General features: G+C 70.6%; 17 protein-coding genes. 11 read left to right on the top strand and 6 right to left on the bottom strand.

The window, feature by feature from the left end; all coding sequences use genetic code 11:
• Positions 1–74 precede the first annotated feature (74 nt).
• Positions 75–692, top strand: a complete 618-nt coding sequence (locus ACP4E5_RS18715; protein ID WP_425830166.1) for an alpha-ketoglutarate-dependent dioxygenase AlkB — start codon at positions 75–77, stop codon at positions 690–692.
• Here the strand turns inward: ACP4E5_RS18715 and ACP4E5_RS18710 are convergent, their stop codons facing one another.
• Positions 693–2,291, bottom strand: a complete 1,599-nt coding sequence (locus tag ACP4E5_RS18710; RefSeq protein ID WP_425830164.1) for an N-acyl-D-amino-acid deacylase family protein — start codon at positions 2,289–2,291, stop codon at positions 693–695.
• A 236-nt stretch (positions 2,292–2,527) separates the two neighbouring features.
• Positions 2,528–3,856 carry an amino acid deaminase gene (locus ACP4E5_RS18705; RefSeq protein ID WP_425830162.1) on the bottom strand — a complete coding sequence of 443 codons (1,329 nt, stop codon included), beginning with the start codon at positions 3,854–3,856 and terminating at the stop codon, positions 2,528–2,530.
• Between the two features lie 130 nt (positions 3,857–3,986).
• Here ACP4E5_RS18705 and ACP4E5_RS18700 point away from each other — a divergent pair, with 130 nt between their 5' ends.
• The 9 genes from ACP4E5_RS18700 (at position 3,987) to ACP4E5_RS18660 (ending at position 12,005) form a co-directional block, all read left to right on the top strand.
• On the top strand, positions 3,987–5,063 hold the full coding sequence (locus tag ACP4E5_RS18700) for a sugar kinase (protein WP_425841453.1): 1,077 nt from the start codon (positions 3,987–3,989) through the stop codon (positions 5,061–5,063).
• Entirely contained in the window at positions 5,060–5,809 is a 750-nt protein-coding gene (locus ACP4E5_RS18695; protein WP_425830160.1) for an IclR family transcriptional regulator, read from the top strand. The genes ACP4E5_RS18700 and ACP4E5_RS18695 overlap by 4 nt, the downstream gene beginning before the upstream one ends.
• Positions 5,810–5,848: 39 nt before the next feature.
• A complete protein-coding gene (locus ACP4E5_RS18690; protein ID WP_425830158.1) occupies positions 5,849–6,259 on the top strand; it encodes a RidA family protein in 411 nt (136 codons plus the stop codon).
• 117 nt (positions 6,260–6,376) lie between these two features.
• On the top strand, positions 6,377–7,858 hold the full coding sequence (locus ACP4E5_RS18685) for a GntP family permease (protein WP_425830156.1): 1,482 nt from the start codon (positions 6,377–6,379) through the stop codon (positions 7,856–7,858).
• Positions 7,859–8,028: 170 nt separating this feature from the next.
• Positions 8,029–8,355 carry a hypothetical protein gene (locus ACP4E5_RS18680; protein ID WP_425830154.1) on the top strand — a complete coding sequence of 109 codons (327 nt, stop codon included), beginning with the start codon at positions 8,029–8,031 and terminating at the stop codon, positions 8,353–8,355.
• Positions 8,355–9,614: a putative T7SS-secreted protein gene (locus tag ACP4E5_RS18675; RefSeq protein ID WP_425830152.1), complete on the top strand. Its 1,260-nt coding sequence runs from the start codon at positions 8,355–8,357 to the stop codon at positions 9,612–9,614. The genes ACP4E5_RS18680 and ACP4E5_RS18675 overlap by 1 nt, the downstream gene beginning before the upstream one ends.
• On the top strand, positions 9,611–10,099 hold the full coding sequence (locus ACP4E5_RS18670; protein ID WP_425830150.1) for a hypothetical protein: 489 nt from the start codon (positions 9,611–9,613) through the stop codon (positions 10,097–10,099). Before ACP4E5_RS18675 ends, ACP4E5_RS18670 begins: the two co-directional genes overlap by 4 nt.
• Before the next feature lie 30 nt (positions 10,100–10,129).
• Complete coding sequence (locus ACP4E5_RS18665; protein WP_425830148.1) at positions 10,130–10,621, top strand: hypothetical protein; 492 nt, start codon at positions 10,130–10,132, stop codon at positions 10,619–10,621.
• Positions 10,622–10,673: 52 nt separating this feature from the next.
• Positions 10,674–12,005 (top strand): Nramp family divalent metal transporter, encoded by a 1,332-nt coding sequence (locus ACP4E5_RS18660; RefSeq protein ID WP_425830146.1) that lies wholly within the window; start codon positions 10,674–10,676, stop codon positions 12,003–12,005.
• Positions 12,006–12,190: 185 nt separating this feature from the next.
• Here ACP4E5_RS18660 and ACP4E5_RS18655 read toward each other — a convergent pair whose 3' ends face one another.
• The 4 genes from ACP4E5_RS18655 to ACP4E5_RS18640 all read right to left on the bottom strand — a co-directional run bounded on the left by ACP4E5_RS18655 (position 12,191) and on the right by ACP4E5_RS18640 (position 16,055).
• The gene (locus ACP4E5_RS18655) at positions 12,191–12,886 is read right to left on the bottom strand and encodes a hypothetical protein (RefSeq protein WP_425830144.1); all 696 of its coding nucleotides are present in this window, start codon (positions 12,884–12,886) and stop codon (positions 12,191–12,193) included.
• Between the two features lie 9 nt (positions 12,887–12,895).
• A complete protein-coding gene (locus ACP4E5_RS18650; protein WP_425830142.1) occupies positions 12,896–13,276 on the bottom strand; it encodes a hypothetical protein in 381 nt (126 codons plus the stop codon).
• 37 nt (positions 13,277–13,313) lie between these two features.
• Positions 13,314–14,678: a zinc ribbon domain-containing protein gene (locus ACP4E5_RS18645; protein ID WP_425830140.1), complete on the bottom strand. Its 1,365-nt coding sequence runs from the start codon at positions 14,676–14,678 to the stop codon at positions 13,314–13,316.
• A 348-nt stretch (positions 14,679–15,026) separates the two neighbouring features.
• Positions 15,027–16,055 (bottom strand): chitinase, encoded by a 1,029-nt coding sequence (locus ACP4E5_RS18640; protein WP_425830138.1) that lies wholly within the window; start codon positions 16,053–16,055, stop codon positions 15,027–15,029.
• 281 nt (positions 16,056–16,336) lie between these two features.
• On the opposite strand from ACP4E5_RS18640, the gene ACP4E5_RS18635 reads away from it, so the two are divergent.
• Entirely contained in the window at positions 16,337–17,278 is a 942-nt protein-coding gene (locus ACP4E5_RS18635) for a hypothetical protein (protein ID WP_425830136.1), read from the top strand.
• Positions 17,279–17,306 lie beyond the last annotated feature (28 nt).

Raw genomic sequence — 17,306 nt, 5'->3', positions numbered from 1 at the left:
ACGCCAGGCCGACGGGTGCGCTGCTCGACGTGTCTAATCGCGCGTGTGTTCGAAACATTCGCTACGGTGGAGGCATGCTTCAGGGATCGCTGTTCGATCAGGCCGAGGACATCGCGCTCGGCGGGCTCGGTGCGGTGCGGCGCACCGTGCTCGGTGACGGGGCCTGGATCGACGTCCTGCCGGGCTGGCTGAGCGGGGCCGACGAGCTGTACGAACACCTCGCCGCGCGCGTGCCGTGGAAGGCCGAGCGGCGGCAGATGTGCGAGCGAATGGTCGACGTGCCGCGACTGCTCAAGTTCTACGGGGCGGGGGAGCGGCTGCCGCACCCCGTGCTCGACGCGGCGCGGGACGCGCTGTCGGCGTACTACGCGCGGGAGTTGGGCGAGCCGTTCAGCACGGCGGGCCTCTGCTACTACCGGGACGGGCGGGACAGCGTCGCCTGGCACGGCGACCGGATCGGGCGCGGTGCCCGCGAGGACACGATGGTCGCCATCCTGTCGGTGGGCACGCCGCGGGACCTGACGCTGCGGCCCGTCGGCGGCGGCCCTGTCGTACGCCGTTCACTCGGACACGGCGACCTCATCGTCATGGGCGGCTCCTGCCAGCGGACCTGGGAGCACGCGATCCCCAAGTCCGCCCGCGCGGCCGGCGGCCGGATCAGCGTCCAGTTCCGGCCGCACGGGGTGCGCTGATCAGACGGTCCTGCGCACCGAACGGCCCGCGAGGACGTCCGTGCGCTTGCCGTCCTCGATCACGAACCGGCCGTCGACGAGGACGTGCGGGATGCCGACCGGCAGCGTGCGCGGCGCCTCGAACGACGAGCCCGCCGCGACCGTCTCAGGGTCGAACAGGACCAGGTCGGCGCGGTGGCCCTCGCGGACCAGGCCGCGGTCCGGCAGCCGCAGGCGGGCGGCCGGACGCGAGGTCAGGTGGGCGACCGTCTCCTCGAGGGACATGACGCCGAGGTCGCGCGCGTAGTGGCCGAGGTAGTGCGGGAACGTGCCGTACGCGCGCGGGTGCGGCTTGTAGCCCTGGAGGATGCCGTCGCTGCCGCCCGTGTGCACGGAGTGCTGCATGATCGCGCGGACGTTGTCCTCGTGGCCGACGTGCTGAAGGATCGTCGAGCCGAGCTTGTCGTTGATCAGCAGGCGGCGGGCGGTGACCCACGGTGCCTCGCCGCGCTCGGCGGCGGCCTGTGCGACGGTCTTGCCGACGCAGGACGCGAGGCCCGGGTCGGAGACGCCCGAGATCTCGATCTTGTCCCACTCGATCGGCACGCCGTGACAGCCGTCCGCGCCGATCTCCTCGACGTGGTGCCGGATCCGCTCGGCCGTCTCGTCGTCCTGGAGGCGGGCGAGGGTCGCGTCGGGGCCGCCCTCGTTGGCCCAGCTCGGCAGCATCGCGACGAGCGTCGTCGCGCCCGGCGTGTACGGGTACGTGTCCAGGCTGATGTCGGCGCCGTCCGCGATGGCCTCGTCGAGGAGGGCCAGCAGGTCGACGCCCTTGCCCTTGTTCACGCCGAAGTTCATGGTGGCGTGCGCGAGGTGCAGGGCGCAGCCCGCGGTGCGCGTCAGCTCCACCATCTCCCGGTACGCGTCGAGGGCGCCGGCGCCGTAACTGCGGTGGTGCGGGCAGTAGTAGCCGTCGTACGAGGCCACCACCCGGCACAGCTCGGTGAGTTCGGCGTCCTTCGCGTACATGCCCGGGGTGTAGGTCAGTCCGGACGACATGCCGACGGCGCCCTGCTCCATGCCCTCGGCGACGAGCTGCTTCATGCGCTCCAGCTCGGCCGGCGTCGCGTCCCGGTCGTCCCAACCGACGGCGTACATCCGGACGGTGCCCTGCGGGATGAGGTACGCGGCGTTCACCGCGATGCCCTGCCGGTCGATGCGGTCCAGGTACTCGCCGACCGTGCGCCAGTCGAAGTCGATGTCGCTTCCGTCGCCGTTCCAGCCGGTGATGGCCTGGCGGACCTGGGCGAGGGTGCGGTCGTCGACGGGGGCGTAGGACAGGCCGTCCTGGCCCAGCACTTCGAGGGTGACGCCCTGGGCGGCCTTCGCGCTGTGGTCGGGGTCGCGGAGCACGGCGAGGTCGCTGTGCGCGTGCATGTCGATGAAACCGGGGGAGAGGGCGAGGCCCTCGGCCTCGACGGTTCGCTGCGCGGTGGGGCGCGGGCCGTCTCCCTCGCGGCGGATCTCGGCGATCCGGCCGTCCTGTACGGCGACGTCGGCTCGGTAGGACGCGCCGCCGCTGCCGTCAATGACACGCGCGTCGCGGATGACCAGGTCCATGGGGGGTGCCTCTCGTTTTTCAAGCCCCTGCGGCACCTTGCCTCAGGCGGGGGGTGGGCATTTCAAGCCCCTGCGGCGATTGAGCAGCGGGGTCCGGGGCGGAGCCCCGTGGCGTGGGCGGCGGCGGGGCCGGGGCCGTCGTTTCGGCGCGCGGCGCCGGGGTGCCGCCTTGCCCACCCTGCCGCCCAAGGCGGCAGATTGCCCAAGTCGGCGCAGCCGGCCCCGTATCGGACTGCCTAGAAGTACGTGCGGATGTAGTCGACGACCGTGCCGTCCGCTTCCACCAGAGGAATCAGCTGCCACTTGTCGAACGACGTGCAGGGGTGGGACAGGCCCATGCCGAGCCAGTCGCCCACCTCGACATCCGCCCCCGGCTCCGTGCGAACCCACCCGTGCTGGTCCGAGAGGCCCGTGACCGCGACACCCGTGGCCTCCCGCACCTCGCCCGTCCGCGCGTCCCGGACGACCTGCGCCTCGGGCAGGTCGATGTCGTACGCGGCGTCCCGCTTACCGGCGTTGGTGAACGCCTGCTCGTCGTTCGGCCGGGAGACGAACTGCGCCCACAGCCGGAACGCCGGGTGCAGCGCGCCCTCCTCCGGGACCCGGTTGAACGGGGTCAGGTGCCGGTAGTGCCCGTCGTCGTGCGAGACGTACGCGCCCGAGCGCAGCAACTTGAGGACAGGGGCGCCCAGTTCAGGGATCTCGGCGAACACGTCCGCCACCGCGTCGAACCACGCGGAGCCGCCCGCGCTCACCACGATCTCGTCGAGGCCCGCGAACCGTCCCGCCTTGTCGAAGTCCGCGAGCAGCGCGACGAGGCGGCGCAGCCACGCGCGGACCCGCTCGCCGTCCGCGTCCGGCACCTCGCCCTCGTAGCCCGCGACGCCGACCAGCCGCAGCTTGTCCGAGGAGGACACCGCGTCGGCGATCGCCGCGCAGTCCGCCTCGGTACGCGCCCCGGTGCGCGCGCCGTCGCCCGCGCCCAGCTCCACCACCACGTCGACCGGGCGGCCCGCGCCGGCCCCGGCGAGCGCGGCCTGCATCAGTTCCACGCCGCGCACGGAGTCGACGTAGCAGACGAAGCGAAAGGAGGGGTCGGCGTCCAGCTCATTCGACAGCCACTTCAGGGCCGCCGCGTCGACCAGTTCGTTCGCCAGGAAGATCCGGTCGATGCCGAACTCCCGCGCCACACGCACCTGGTGGGGCACGGCGAGGGTGATGCCCCACGCGCCGCGCTGGAGCTGCCGGTGGAAGAGCTGCGGGGCCATCGACGTCTTGCCGTGCGGGGCGAAGGCGAGGCCGTGGCGGGCGGAGTACGCCTCCATGAGCGCCAGGTTGTGCTCCAGGCGCTCGGCGGAGAGGGCGAGGACGGGGGTGGTGAAGCCGTCCGTGAAGAGGTTCAGGCGGCGGGCGGCCAGCTCGCCGACCGTCGCGCCGTCCGCCTCGGGAGGCAGGCCCTTGAAGCGGAAGTCCACCCGCTCCGTCGCCAGTTCCTCAAGTCGAGCGGTGCGGCGCTCGGCGGCGGACCCGGCGTTCTCGGCGGGCTCGGCGTTCTGGGCGGTCACGGCGCCTCCTCCAGGCAGCCCGTTGCACCATTTGCAACGGTCATTGCGTATGTCGCTTCATGCTGTCTAACATCCGAGCCAACGTCGGGTCAACGGAGCCCGAAGTCCCCTGCCGCGAGGAGTGCGACCCATCGTGACCGCCACCGGACCCGCAGTACCGACCAGCGCATCCGCCGCCGTCGCCCCCGACGTCGTCGCGCTCGGCGAGTCCATGGTCACGTTCCGGCCCACCGTGCCCGGGCGGCTCGCCGACGTGCCCTCGTTCGATCGCGGGATCGGCGGCGCCGAGTCCAACGTGGCGTGCGTGCTCGCCGCCGCCGGGCACCGCTCCGCCTGGGTCAGCCGCGTCGGCGCCGACGGGTTCGGCGACCACCTCGTGGAGGCCATCGGCGCGTACGGCGTCGACACCTCCGCCGTACGGCGCGATCTGCACCGGCCCACCGGCATCTACTTCCGCACGGCGGGCGACCGGGCCACCGCCGCCCACGAGGTCGCCTACTACCGCGCCGGATCCGCCGCCTCCGCGATGTCCACCGCCAACCTGGACCTGGACGCGCTGCGCTCCGGCCGGATCCTGCACCTGTCCGGGATCACCGCCGCGCTCTCCGCCGGCTGCCTCGACCTGCTGCGCGAGCTGACCGCCCCGCGCGCCGGCCGCCCCCTCGTCTCCTTCGACGTCAACTACCGGCCCGGCCTGTGGTCCGGCTCCGCAGAGGGCCCCGAGGTGCTCCTGGAACTCGCGCGCGGCGCCGACATCGTGTTCGTCGGCGACGACGAGGCGGAGGACGCCTGGGGCATCACCGGCGGACCCGACGCCATCCGCGACGCGCTGCCCGAGCCCGCGCTGCTCGTCGTCAAGCGCGGCGCCGACGGCGCGATCGCGTACGACGCCGATGGACGCCACGAGGAGCCCTCCCCGCGCGTGGACGTCGTCGCCGCCGTGGGCGCCGGCGATGCCTTCGCCGCCGGATTCCTCTCCGCGACCCTGCGCGAACTGCCGGTCGCCGAACGCCTCCGGCACGGCCACCTCTGGGCCGCCGTCGCCCTCACCGAGCCCGGCGACCTCGCCGCGCCCCCGAGCCGCGCCCGGGCGGACCGCCTGGTCGGCCTCGACGCCGCGCGGTGGGGGACACTGCACGTCGGCCCCGGTTGGGCGGCAGCCGATGCCGCCGACGGACCGGCCGCAGAGGAGGTACGTACGCCATGAGCCAGACCGTCGACCGCGCGCTCAGCATCCTGCCGCTGCTCGCCGAGGGACCCGCCGACCTGGGCCAGGTCGCCGACCGCCTCGGCGTGCACAAGTCCACGGCGCTGCGCCTGCTGCGCACCCTGCACGAGCACGGCCTGGTCTACCGCCAGACCGACCAGCGCTACCGCCTCGGCGCCCGGCTCTTCGCGCTCGCCCAGGAAGCCGTCGAGAACCTCGACGTCCGCGAGATCGCCCACCCGCACCTCGTCGAGCTCAACGAGAAGGTCGGGCACACCGTCCACCTCGCCGTGTACGCGGAGAACGAGGTCCTCTACATCGACAAGGTCGAGAGCCGCTACCCGGTGCGCATGTACTCGCGCGTCGGCAAGCCGGTCGCCATCACCGTGGCCGCCGTCGCCAAGCTGCTGCTCGCCGACCTGTCCGAGGCCGAGCGCCGAGCCCTCGCGGAAAAGCTCGACTACCCCATGTACACGTCCCGTTCCACCCCCAACGCCGCAGCGTTCCTGCGGGAGTTGGAGAAGGTGCGCGAACAGGGCTGGGCCACCGACCTCGGTGGCCACGAGGAGTCCATCAACTGCGTCGGCGCCCCCATCCGCGGCGCGGACGGCCGGGTCGTCGCCGCCATGTCGGTCTCCGCGCCGAACGTCGTCGTCACCGCCGAGGAACTCCTCACACTGCTCCCGCTGGTGCGCCGCACGGCGGAAGCCATCAGCCGGGACTACTCCGGTACCCCTCCCAAGTAACACCCTCCCGAGTAACACCCCTCCGAAGGAAGCAAGTTCATGACCGAGAAGACCGCTCTCACGCCCGCCACCCACACCACCCCGCCGGCGAAGTTCTCCCACGGCGTCAAGAAGGGCAACATCCTTCAGGTCGCGGGTCAGGTCGGCTTCCTGCCGGCCGAGGAGGGCAAGGCCCCGACCCCCGCGGGCCCGACCCTCAAGGAGCAGACCCTCCAGACCTTCGCCAACGTCAAGGCGATCCTCGAAGAGGGCGGCGCGAGCTGGGACGACGTCATGATGATGCGCGTCTACCTCACGGACGTCGACCACTTCGCCGAGATGAACGCCATCTACAACGAGTACTTCGAGGGCGAGGGTCTCAAGGAGGCCCCGGCCGCCCGCACGACCGTCTACGTCGGTCTGCCCAAGGGCCTGCTCATCGAGATCGACGCGCTCGCCGTCCTCAGCTGAGCCCTCTCCCCGCATGACCGGTGCGGCGTCCCCGACAGGGACGCCGCACCGCGATCCCTCCTGCTCGGAAACGCCGGAAGCACCCCACGCCCCCCCCATGTACTTACGAGGTCAACGATGTCCCCGTACGCCCCCCTCGCGTCCGCCGCCGCGGACCAGCCGGAGCACACCGGCGGTCTGCTCCTCCTGATACCCGGCACGGCCGGCCTGCTCACCGTTGCCGTACTCGGCATCGTTCTGCTGCTCTTCCTGATCATCAAGGCCAGGCTCCAGCCCTTCGTGGCCCTTCTGACGGTCTCCATCGCCGTCGGCCTCGCGGCCGGCCTCTCCGTCACCGAACTCTTCGGCACCGTCCAGAAGTCCACCGCCACCTCCGTCATCGAGAACGGGATGGGCGGCACCCTCGGACACATCGCGATCATCATCGGCCTGGGCACGATGCTCGGCGCGATCCTGGAGGTCTCCGGCGGCGCCGAAGTCCTCGCGTCCCGCCTGATCCACCTCTTCGGCGAGAAGCGCGCCCCCATCGCGATGGGCCTCACCGGCCTCATCTTCGGCATCCCCGTCTTCTTCGACGTCGGCATCTTCGTGCTCGCGCCGATCGTCTACGCGGCCGCCAAGCGCGGCGGCAAGTCGATCCTGCTGTACTGCCTGCCGCTGCTCGCCGGCCTGTCGATGACCCACGCGTTCCTGCCCCCGCACCCGGGGCCTGTCGCCGCGGCCGGACTGCTCCACGTCGACCTCGGCTGGGTCATCCTCATGGGCATCGTCTGCGGCATCCCCGCCGTGCTCGCCGCGTGGGCCTGGGCCGCCTGGATCGGCAAGAAGATCTTCGTGCCCGTGCCGCAGGACATGGTCGAGGCCGCCGACGAGGCGAAGGCCGCGCTCGCCGAGGAGCAGCGCAAGGACGGCATCACGCCCCGCGAGGACCCGGTCCCGCTCGGCATCGTCTTCACGATCATCGCCATCCCGCTGGTGCTGATCCTCGCCGCGACCTTCTCCTCGATCGCGATGGACCCCTCCACGGCCCGCTCCGTCATCGAGTTCTTCGGCAACCCGTTCGTGGCGCTCACCATCGCGCTGTTCGCCTCGTACTACCTGCTCGGCCTGCGCCGCGGCTGGTCCCGCAAGTCCCTGGAGACGGTGTCCACCGCGTCCCTGAAGCCGGTCGCCAACATCCTGCTCGTCGTCGGCGCGGGCGGGGTCTTCGGCGCCGTCCTCCAGGCGAGCGGCATCGCGCAGGCGCTGTCCGACACGTTCAGCAGCATCGGCCTGCCGATCATGGTCCTCGCGTACCTGATCTCGCTGGTGCTGCGCGTCGCGCAGGGTTCGGCGACGGTCGCCATCGTCACCACGGCCGGCATCGTGGGCCCGCTGCTGCAGGCGGGCGACTACTCGCAGCCGTACACGGCCCTCGTCATCATGGCGATCTCGGCGGGCTCCATCTTCGCCTCGCACGTCAACGACGGCGGCTTCTGGATGGTCTCCAAGTACTTCGGCATCTCCGAGCGCGACACCCTGCGCTCGTGGACGGTCCTGGAGTCGGTCCTCTCGATCGCCGGCTTCGCGGTTGCCCTGGTGCTCAGCTTCTTCGTCTGACCCTGCGCACCGCCCCTCGCCGGGGTGCCCGCACGATGCGTGCGGGCACCCCGGCGAGGTCGTTTTCGCAGGCCCGGGCTTTGTCGTGGTTTTGCCTCCCGTCTTCTCCGCCATGACCGACGCGTTGTTACGGTCGTGCCGAACCAGGGCTCAAGAGGGGGGAGTTGAGCATGGCGGCCGGTTTCTCCGTCGACCTTGACGCGCTGCGTGGTGCGGCATCCGGAATCACCACCACGCTGGACGCGATGGCCACCAAGAAGGTCAGCGACATCGACGCTCCGGCGGACGCTTTCGGCCACGACGAACTGGCCGCTGCGGTCGACGACTTCTGCGATCGCTGGAACATCGGTGTCACGCACCTTGCCAACGACGGCGCGGAAGTGGCCGACCGGCTGAACCACTGCGTCAAGAGCTACGAAGCGGCCGAGCGGTACATACAGATATCCATGCAGGGCATTCTGCGCTCGTCGACCGGTTCCGATCCCGGGGCGTCCTGATGGCCGAACTCGGAGAGACGTCCGACCCCCGTGAGCTGGTCCCCGGTGACCCCGAAGGGGTGCTCTCGACCGCGCAGTCCATGCTCGCGTACGGCGATACGCTCGTCGAGGCCGGCGAGGGCCTGGCGAAGGTCGACACCGAGGAGGGCTGGCGCGGCCCGGCCGGGGACGCCTTCCGCGGCCGCTTCCACGGCGAGCCCAAGAAATGGGTCGAGGCGGGCGGCGACTTCCACGCAGCCGCGCACGCCCTCTACGACTACGGTCACACGCTCAGCGCGAGCCAGCGGCGCGCCGCCGACGCCATCTCGCAGTACGCGCGGGGCGAGGCGGCGACGAAGGTCGCCCAGCAGACCCACGACCGGAAGGTCGACGACGCCCGCGGCAAGGGCGACAACACCGACATCCCCTTCCACGACCCGGGCGAGGCGGACCGGGCCGCGGCCCGCGGGCAGTTGGACACCGCGCGCGGCAACGTGCGGAGCGCGGGCCACACCGCCGCCGCCTCGGTGAAGAAGGCGACGCAGGACGCCCCGGACCGCCCGGGGTTCTGGTCCAAGGTGGGTGACGCCCTCGGAGATGTGGGGGACACCCTCGCCGACGCGGGCAAGACAGCCGTCAACGACCTCGCCTCCTTCGGCAACGCCATGGTCCAGCACCCGGGGGACAGCATGGCGCTGCTCGGCGGTGCCCTGCTGACCGGGGTGAGCGCCGGCGGCGAGGGCCTCGGCGTCGCCCTGGACGCCACGGGCGTAGGGGCCGTCGCCGGAGTGCCGCTGAACGCGGTCTCCGCCGCCGGCATGGCCGCGGGCATCGGAATCGCGGGCGCGGGGGCGGCCGACCTCGCCCAGCACGCGGGCAGCGACTCGAAGGCGGAGCCGCTGCGGATGAACAGCGAGGGTTCGGGCGGCAGCGGCGGCTCGGCACAGCAGCCGGCGTCCGAGCTGATCAAGAACGGGCAGAAGTACGAGGGCACCGGCGCCCGGACCGGGCGCGGGGGCCTCAAGCTCCCCAAGGAGAACGGCCCCAGCGACGGGACCCTGTACAAGACCGATCCGCAGACGGGCAAGGTGACCGGCTACTCCACCTATGATTCCGAAGGCCGCGCACTCAAGCGCGTGGACCTGGAGGGTGCCTCGCACAACGGCGTGGACACACCGCACGTCGTAGAAATGAAGCACAACACCAACCCGGCGACCGGACAGGTCCGGGTGAGCGAGTCGAAGAACGTGCGCAGCGCGTTCCCCTGGGAGATCCCGTGAGCAGCAGCAATCCGTCGTGGACCGAGCGTCGGCTGCCGGCCTTCTTCAAGCAGTGGCGCACCGAGTGGCAGGACGAGGAGCTCGGTCCGGACAACTACCTCGACTTCGAGGGCGGCCTGAGGTTCGTGCTGGCCGCGGCCTGGCTGTTCTGTCCCGAGACGGTCGAGTACCGCGGGTGCGTGTTCCTGAAGGACCGGTTCTTTCAGGACACGGTCGACGACTGGTTCGCCAAGCTGGGAGACGACCGCGCGAGCATCGAGCGCGTCGTCAACGGGGTCAGGCTGTGGGACATGTTCATGAACACCGAGCTGACCGATGACGACCAGCTCGGCGAAGAGCTGCCCCAGCTCGCCCAGGCGCTCGGCGAGTGCTGGCAGTCGATCCTGGTGCGGCGCTACCCCGATCGGGAGATCACCGTCGGCGTCAGCGACGAGGAGGACGGCTCCTACGGGCCGACGGTCACGTTCTGGACCGCGGCCGGGTAGCGCACAGCGGCGTACGCCATACTTCCGCCCGTGGAGCAGCGTATGGAGAACGAGAAGGTCACGCCCGTCACCGGTGCCGGCTTCGACCCGGCGCACATCCCCGGCCTCACGCCCCCCGCTCGGGAGCAGGAGGCCGAGGAGGCCACCGAACCGGCGGAGGAGGTGACGCCGGAGCCGGAGGCGGCGGCGGACGAGGAGCCCACGCGGGAGGAGCCCCGGGAGGACTCCCCCGAGGAGGAGCCCGACGCCGAAGGGCCCGTCCTCGAGGCCAAGGACCGTCGCGGCTCCATCACCGTCGACGCGAAGGGCGTCCGGTTCACGCTGGACGACCAGGAGGCCGACTTCACCTGGGACGAGATCAGCGCGGTCGAGTTCGGCACCGCGCGCAAGCGCCTCACGGTGACGGTCCACATGCCCAACAGCCGCTGGTTCCCGAACGACGTCGAGGCCCCCGACAAGGCCCGCCTCGCCGAGTGGACGGACCAGCTGGACAAGGCGCTGGACACGTACTTCGAGGAATGAGTTCCTGACGGCCCTCTTGCCAGCGGCGCCGCTTTGCGCACCCTTGGTGTTCATGGCGGACACCACGGGCACCCCAGGAACCGGCAGCACCACCTCCTCCGAACCGCATCCCCGCAAGTCCAGCTGGAAGTACATCGGCCCCGGCATCGTCGTCGCCGCGACGGGCGTCGGGGCGGGCGATCTCGTCGCCACCCTCATCGCGGGCAGCAATTTCGGCTACACCCTGCTGTGGGCCGCCGTCCTCGGCTGCCTCGTCAAGATCAGCCTCGCGGAGGCGGCGGGCCGATGGCACCTGGCCACGGGCCGCACCCTGTTCGACGGCTGGGCGAGCCTCGGCAAGTGGACCACGTACTTCTTCGTGATCTACGCGGTGATCTGGGGCTTCGTGTACGGCGCGGCCGCGATGTCGTCGAGCGGACTGCCCCTGCAGGCGCTGTTCCCGGGCGTGTTCCCGGCGGACTGGTCGATCAAGCCGTGGGCGATCCTCAGCGGCGTCGTCGGCCTGGCCTTCGTCTGGTTCAACAAGTACGCCGTCTTCGAGAAGGTCATGACGGTGCTCGTCGGCGTCATGTTCGTCGTCACCGTCTATCTGGCGATCCGCGTCACCCCGAACCTCGGCGACGCCTTCGCGGGCCTGCTCCCCGTGCTGCCCGACGAGAAGGACTCGATCCTCAACACGCTCGGCCTGATCGGCGGCGTCGGCGGCACCATCACCCTTGCCGCGTACGGGTATTGGGTCAACGCGAAGGGCTGGACGAACACCTCGTGGATGAAGGTGATGCGGCTCGACAACCGGGTCGCGTACATCACCACCGGCATCTTCGTCGTGGCGATGCTGTTCGTCGGCGCGGAACTCCTGCACGCGTCGCACACGGCGATCGCCGACGGCGACAAGGGCCTCGTCGACCTCTCCAAGATCCTGGAGGACCAGTACGGCACGGCGACGGCGAAGATGTTCCTCATCGGCTTCTTCGCGACGTCCTTCACCTCACTGATCGGCGTCTGGCACGGCGTGAGCCTGATGTTCGCCGACTTCGTCGAGCGCTACCGCCTCTCGCGCGTCGTGACCGGCGAGGAAGTGGCGCGCGGCGACCGCGAGAAGGGCTGGCCGTTCCGCGCGTTCCTGCTGTGGATGACGTTCCCGCCGATCATCCTGCTCTTCCAGGGCCAGCCCTTCCGCCTGGTCATCATCTACGGAGTCCTCGGCGCGGCCTTCATGCCGTTCCTGGCGCTGACCCTGGTCTGGCTCCTGAACTCCTCACGCACCCCGGCCAGTTGGCGCAACGGCTGGCTGAGCAACGGCATGCTGACCATCGCGGGCCTGCTGTTCGTCGTCCTGTGCGTGAAGCAGATCTGGGACGTGCCGTGGGGGGACTTCTTCTGACGCGCCCGTGCCTAGGTCCTGTCTTCAAACTCCCGTCGTCGCCCGCAGGGCGGCGTCGCGGCGTCTGGTGCGTGCGATCGCAAGGCGCCGGGAAGCCCTAGTAGCGGAGCTACTCGGGCTTTTCGGCAACGCCGCGAGCGTGCGTGCCAGGCGTCGCGACGCAGACGGGAGTTTGAAGACAGGGCCTAGGGGACCTCCTGGATTTTGGCGGCGACGATCTCGCCGTCCTGCACGGTGTACGTACCCGCGTATGTGCGCACCGTCCCGTCCGTCTGGGACGCCGAGATCCGCGCGTCGACCTGGCCGGATCCCTGGTCGGCGACCTCGACGCTGATGTGGTCCGTCGTGTCGAACCCCGCCGACCAGTCGTCGAAGGAACCGGAATCCAGGTTCGAGCCGCCCAGGTCCCAGGCAGCCCTGAAATCACGGGCGTTGATGTAGTCGTAGTACGTCGTGACGACGGTCTCGTCCTCTGCCGCCTCCGTCTCCGTCTCCTCCGGCTCCTCCGTGTCATCGGGCTCGGAGGAGTACGAAGGGAGCTCGGTGGCCTGGTCATACGTGTCGGCGTCCGGTTCGGTCGTGTCGGTCGTCGTCGCCGGGGTCAGGGGGGCCGCCTGCGGCGCGCTTCCCTGTGAGTCGTCGGGGCTGTTGGCGACGCTCACCCCGACCGCCACACCGGCGACGACGATCACGGCGACCAGAGCCGCGGGCAGCCAGCGCGGCAGCCTCGTCGAGCCCACGCGCACGTATTCCGGGGTGTCGGTCGGCGCGGCCGGCCGCGGACCTTCCGGTGCTCCGCCCTCGTGCGGCGCCCCGCAGCCGGGGCAGAGCGGCCGCTCCGGTTCCTGGACGCGTACGCCGCAGTGGATGCAGTAGCGCATGCCCGTCGCCTACAGACCCCGTACGGCTTCTTCGATGGTCACCGTCAGGGAGGCCAGCGCGGCGAATCCCGGAACGGCGTCCACCAGGCCCCGTACCATCCGCCGCAGCACGCCCAGACGGGGCTCGGGAGCGGCCAGCTCGTCACGCGCGCTCTGCGCGAACTCCGCCAGATCGGCGCGCTCGGGGTGGTCCGACGCGTTCAGTTCACCGATCAGGCGGGCCAGCAGATCGCTGATCTGCGCGGGGGTCAACGGCTCCGCGCCGTCGGACCCGTCCGTGGGGCCGACCGTGCGGAAGTCGACGCGCGCGTTGCTGCCGCTGGCCACGACCGTGTGTGTGACCTTCGCGTTCCCCGTGGCGATCACGCCGTCGTTGCTGCGTCCGTCCATGTCCGTACCTGTCCCTCTGTCGGGTCTTTGCGGGTGGTCAGTCCGTGTTGGGCCGCGGGATCTTGCCGAGGATGGCCGAGATCCGGGACCGGTCGCCCGAGGCGACGGAGCTGGACTCCACGCTGGCCCCCGCGGTGGCGATGATGCCGTTGTTGATGATCAGTTCCTGGCGGCGCTTGAGGTCCCCCGGATCGATGTCGTGGGCCTCCGCGAACTCCACCAGCGCGTCGAGGACCCGCCGTTCGACGGCTTTGAGGACCATCCCGGAGTCGGTCCGCTGGAAGTGACGGCGGTGCTCTTCGGCCGAGGCGAGCCTGCGTACGCCCTGGCGCGCGCCGTAGTCGAACATCTTCAGCTGCACGATCTGCCGCCGCTGCCTGCGCCGCCTGCGGTTGATACGGAAGTCGGGGGAGAAGCCGGTGACGGACCGGAACGGGGCGGCGAGCAGCACGAACGGCGTGCTGAACGCGGTCTGCCCCAGCAACTCGAGGAACTCGCGCGGCGACGGGCTCGGCATGAGGGAGTCGATGGCCCGGTAGCGGTCCCGCAGCGGGCACAGGACCGTGGGCACCGCTTCCACGAACAGGGTGGAGTCGGAGCGGACGAACCGCAGGAACACCGAGGTCACCAACTCCCCGCCCCAGCCGGTGGAATGGATCGCCAGATACGGCCGCGCCGCGTCCTCCGGCACCCGCTTCAGGGCGTTCACCCGGTCGTCGCCGAGCTCGGCGACGGGCCGCCCCAGCGGATCGGGCAGGAACCGTTCGTCGAACCGCACCGCCGAGCCGTCGACGAAGACCCGCTCCTCGATCTCCAGGCAGGGCAGCGAGAGCGATCCGACCCGGGCGGCCACATGCGCGTAGAGGTCCGGCACGTCGAACTCCGCCGGGGTGACGCCTTCGCCCCCGGAGCGCGTCACGTCGAACAACAGCGACCAGGAGTCGAGTTCCGTGCCGTACGCGGCGAACGGGGAGAATCCGCTGTACGCCGTGACGTTCCCGTCGGCGTACCCCTTGATCTCCTGGAGTCGCCGCCCGGCGTCGTCGTTGGGCGGCGCGGGCGCCTTTCCCGGGTCGAACCGGTCGGGGCGCAGCCGCTGAAGACGCTCGCCGTACGTGGTGGACAGGGTGAACACCAGGACGGTCAGCCAGGCGAGGAAGAGCAGGAGCAGGAAGAAGACGTTCGCGAGGTTGCCCGTCAGCACCATGCCGATCAGCGCCAGGAGTTCGACGGCCAGCAGCAGATCCCGGGCGTGCCGCCGGGCGTTGGCCTCGTAGGCGTACCGCAGCACCACGGGAACGTCGCAACCGGGAGCGGGCGCCACGCCCAGGTGCGGCTCGGCAGCGACGTCCTTGATCAGTGAATCGGCGTAGTCCCGGTCGAGGAAGACCGCGGCGCACATGTACCGCGTCAGATCGGTGCCCCTGCCCCAAGAGGGAACCGTGGGTACTCGCGCTCGGCCGCGGCTCGGCAGGGCGCCCCCGCACTCTCCGCAGAACGCGGCGCCCTGAACGGTTGTCGCGGAGCACTCCGCACATGTGTCGACAGCACCGACCGCCTGGCTCATCTCATCGCACCCCCGTATGTGAGTGGGCCACACAGTCAAGTGCACCACTCGCGCAAGGGGCTGGAGGGGAACGGGCGAGCTCCCGCACAACACCTTCACCTCAACTCCCGTGTGAGCCACGGCTGTTGAGTTCACGGGGCAGTGTCGCCGGGGGTGCGGCGGCACTGCCCCGTGAGCCGAGGGCTACAGGCCGTGCACGTGCGGTCCGACGGTCGAGGACCACGCGTTGCCGGAACTGGCGTCCCAGTTGGTGGACCAGGTCATCGCGCCGCGTAGGGCGGGGTAGGTCTTCGACGGTTTGAACGAGCCGCAGTCGGTGCCCTTGGTGAGGCAGTCGAGGGCGGCGTTCACGACCGAGGGGGCGACGTAGCCGCTGCCCGCCGCGCTCGACGAGGCCGGTGTGCCGATGCCGACCTGCGAGGGGTCGAGGCCGCCCTCCAGCTGGATGCAGGCGAGTGCCGTCAGGAAGTCGACGGTGCCCTGGCTGTAGACCTTGCCGTCGCAGCCCAGCATCGAACCGCTGTTGTAGTACTGCATGTTGACGACGGTGAGGATGTCCTTGACCGCGAGCGCCGTCTTGAAGTACTCGGCCGAGGTCGACTGCATGTCGATGGTCTGCGGCGCCATGGTGAGCACGAAGCCGCTGCCGGCCTTCGCGGCGAGTGACTTCAACGCCTGTGACATGTAGGTGGAGTTGAGGCCGTTCTCCAGGTCGATGTCGACCCCGTCGAAGCCGTACTCCTGCATGAGCGCGTACACCGAATCGGCGAAGTTGGTGGCGGAGGCCGCGTCGTTGACCTGAATGGTGCCCTTCTCGCCGCCGATCGAGATGATCACGGACTTGCCCGCCGCCTGCTTGGCCTTGATGTCGGCCTTGAAGGCGTCCTCCGTGTAGCCGCCGAGGCCGGCCGAGTCGAGCGTGAAGTCGACGGCGCCGGGCGTCGTGGTGGCGTCGGCGAAGGCGACGGCAACGATGTCGTACGCGTCCGGGACGTCGGCGAGCTTCTGCACGGTCGCGCCGTTGTTGAAGTTCTGCCAGTAGCCGGTGACGGCGTGCGCCGGGACGGCGGCCGTGGAGTTCGTGGTCGTACTTGCCGTACTCGCCGCATTCGCCGTACTTGTCGTGGCGAGGCCGCCCACGGCGAGCGCCGCCGCCGTGAACGCGCCAAGAAGCACGCCGAGCCGCGACCGTCTGCGATAGGAATGCGCCATTTCTTCCTCCAAGTGGGGGGAGCGCTCCCGGCACCGAAGTGGGGGAGATGTGGGGGGAGTTGGGGAAGCAGCTGCTGGCCGTACAAACTGGTCCAGACCAATGTGCTTGTCAAGGGGCGGCGACGGCGCTTCTTCGCCAACCCGCCGCCAACCCGCGCCCATCGCCCCGTGAACAGTGCGAAGTGGGGTGTTGCGGGGCGGCTGCGTGGATATGGTGCTGAGGCAGCGGCACCGCGAGGTGCTGCTGGAGGGACACAGAGCGACGACCGGGGGGTTCACGCGTGCCGACTGCCATAGCCGTGACCGACCCCGACCTGGTCCTCGCCTCACCGGACCGGCACACGCCGACCGCCACCGTGCTGCCCGTGGGCGAACCCCAGGAGAAGTATCCGCTCGACCGCGCTCTGACCGACGTACACACACTGATCGAACAGCACGGGTATGTGATCGTGCTCTGCCCGGAATCGGCGCCGGACGCGACCGTGCACCGGCTGCATTCGATACGTTCCATGCTGGAAACCGACCGGATCGCGATCCTGCGCCCCGCGCTCCCGCCCCTGGGGCTCGCCGTACTGGCGCTGCAATTGCGCCAGTTGTCGATCTGCGACTTCAGCCCGGGCGTCCTCGCGTCGGCGGCCAGGCTGCTTGCGCATTACGTGTACGCGGGCGCGGTGGTGGGATCCGTGGCGAAACTGGACCGGGTCCCGGTCTCCCTGAAGGCGCACGCGAAATCCTGGTCGCCGAACGCCCAGTTCGCGGTAGTCGCCTCCCCGCAGCCCCAACTCCTGCGCCTGACCGGCTCGGAGACACCGACGGGCCCCGCCTTCGGTACGCGCATGGTCTACGCCGTCGGTCAGCACACCCCGGACTGGCTCACCGGCGTCCTCGCCCCCGCCTGGCGGGTGCAGGGGGTGTCGCGGACGCGGCTGCCGGCCGACTCGCCCCGCTGGTGGGCGACGGGCAAGCCGGGCAGCCCCGGCCGCATCGTCGAATTCGCGGCAGCCATCCCCGACATCTCCGTGCTCTACCAACTGGTCTCGTCCGTCCGCCGCGAGCAGTGCCACTGGTGCGGCCTCGAACTCATCGGCGACCGCTGCGGGTTCTGCTCCGCGCCGCTGGCCGGGGACGCGCCACCCGATGGCGCGGGCGCGACGGCGCACTCGGCGCTCGCGCCGGCGGCGGGCTCGACCCGAACGGCGCTCCCACGCGCGCCCCACCACTGACCCCTATCGCCGCCCTCACCGTCCCTGC

It is taken from the genome of Streptomyces fractus, assembly GCF_049844455.1.
Classification (GTDB): domain Bacteria; phylum Actinomycetota; class Actinomycetes; order Streptomycetales; family Streptomycetaceae; genus Streptomyces; species Streptomyces fractus.
This window is presented reverse-complemented; position numbering and strand designations above follow the sequence as displayed.

Bases quoted from the DNA above. Each gene is read 5' to 3' on its own strand.
- ACP4E5_RS18680 (WP_425830154.1), top strand. From the start codon at position 8,029: ATGGCGGCCGGTTTCTCCGTCGACCTTGACGCGCTGCGTGGTGCGGCA.
- ACP4E5_RS18675 (WP_425830152.1), top strand. From the start codon at position 8,355: ATGGCCGAACTCGGAGAGACGTCCGACCCCCGTGAGCTGGTCCCCGGT.
- ACP4E5_RS18690 (WP_425830158.1), top strand. From the start codon at position 5,849: ATGACCGAGAAGACCGCTCTCACGCCCGCCACCCACACCACCCCGCCG.
- ACP4E5_RS18645 (WP_425830140.1), bottom strand. From the start codon at position 14,678: ATGTGCGCCGCGGTCTTCCTCGACCGGGACTACGCCGATTCACTGATC.
- ACP4E5_RS18660 (WP_425830146.1), top strand. From the start codon at position 10,674: ATGGCGGACACCACGGGCACCCCAGGAACCGGCAGCACCACCTCCTCC.
- ACP4E5_RS18640 (WP_425830138.1), bottom strand. From the start codon at position 16,055: ATGGCGCATTCCTATCGCAGACGGTCGCGGCTCGGCGTGCTTCTTGGC.
- ACP4E5_RS18685 (WP_425830156.1), top strand. From the start codon at position 6,377: ATGTCCCCGTACGCCCCCCTCGCGTCCGCCGCCGCGGACCAGCCGGAG.
- ACP4E5_RS18695 (WP_425830160.1), top strand. From the start codon at position 5,060: ATGAGCCAGACCGTCGACCGCGCGCTCAGCATCCTGCCGCTGCTCGCC.
- ACP4E5_RS18715 (WP_425830166.1), top strand. From the start codon at position 75: ATGCTTCAGGGATCGCTGTTCGATCAGGCCGAGGACATCGCGCTCGGC.
- ACP4E5_RS18710 (WP_425830164.1), bottom strand. From the start codon at position 2,291: ATGGACCTGGTCATCCGCGACGCGCGTGTCATTGACGGCAGCGGCGGC.
- ACP4E5_RS18650 (WP_425830142.1), bottom strand. From the start codon at position 13,276: ATGGACGGACGCAGCAACGACGGCGTGATCGCCACGGGGAACGCGAAG.
- ACP4E5_RS18655 (WP_425830144.1), bottom strand. From the start codon at position 12,886: ATGCGCTACTGCATCCACTGCGGCGTACGCGTCCAGGAACCGGAGCGG.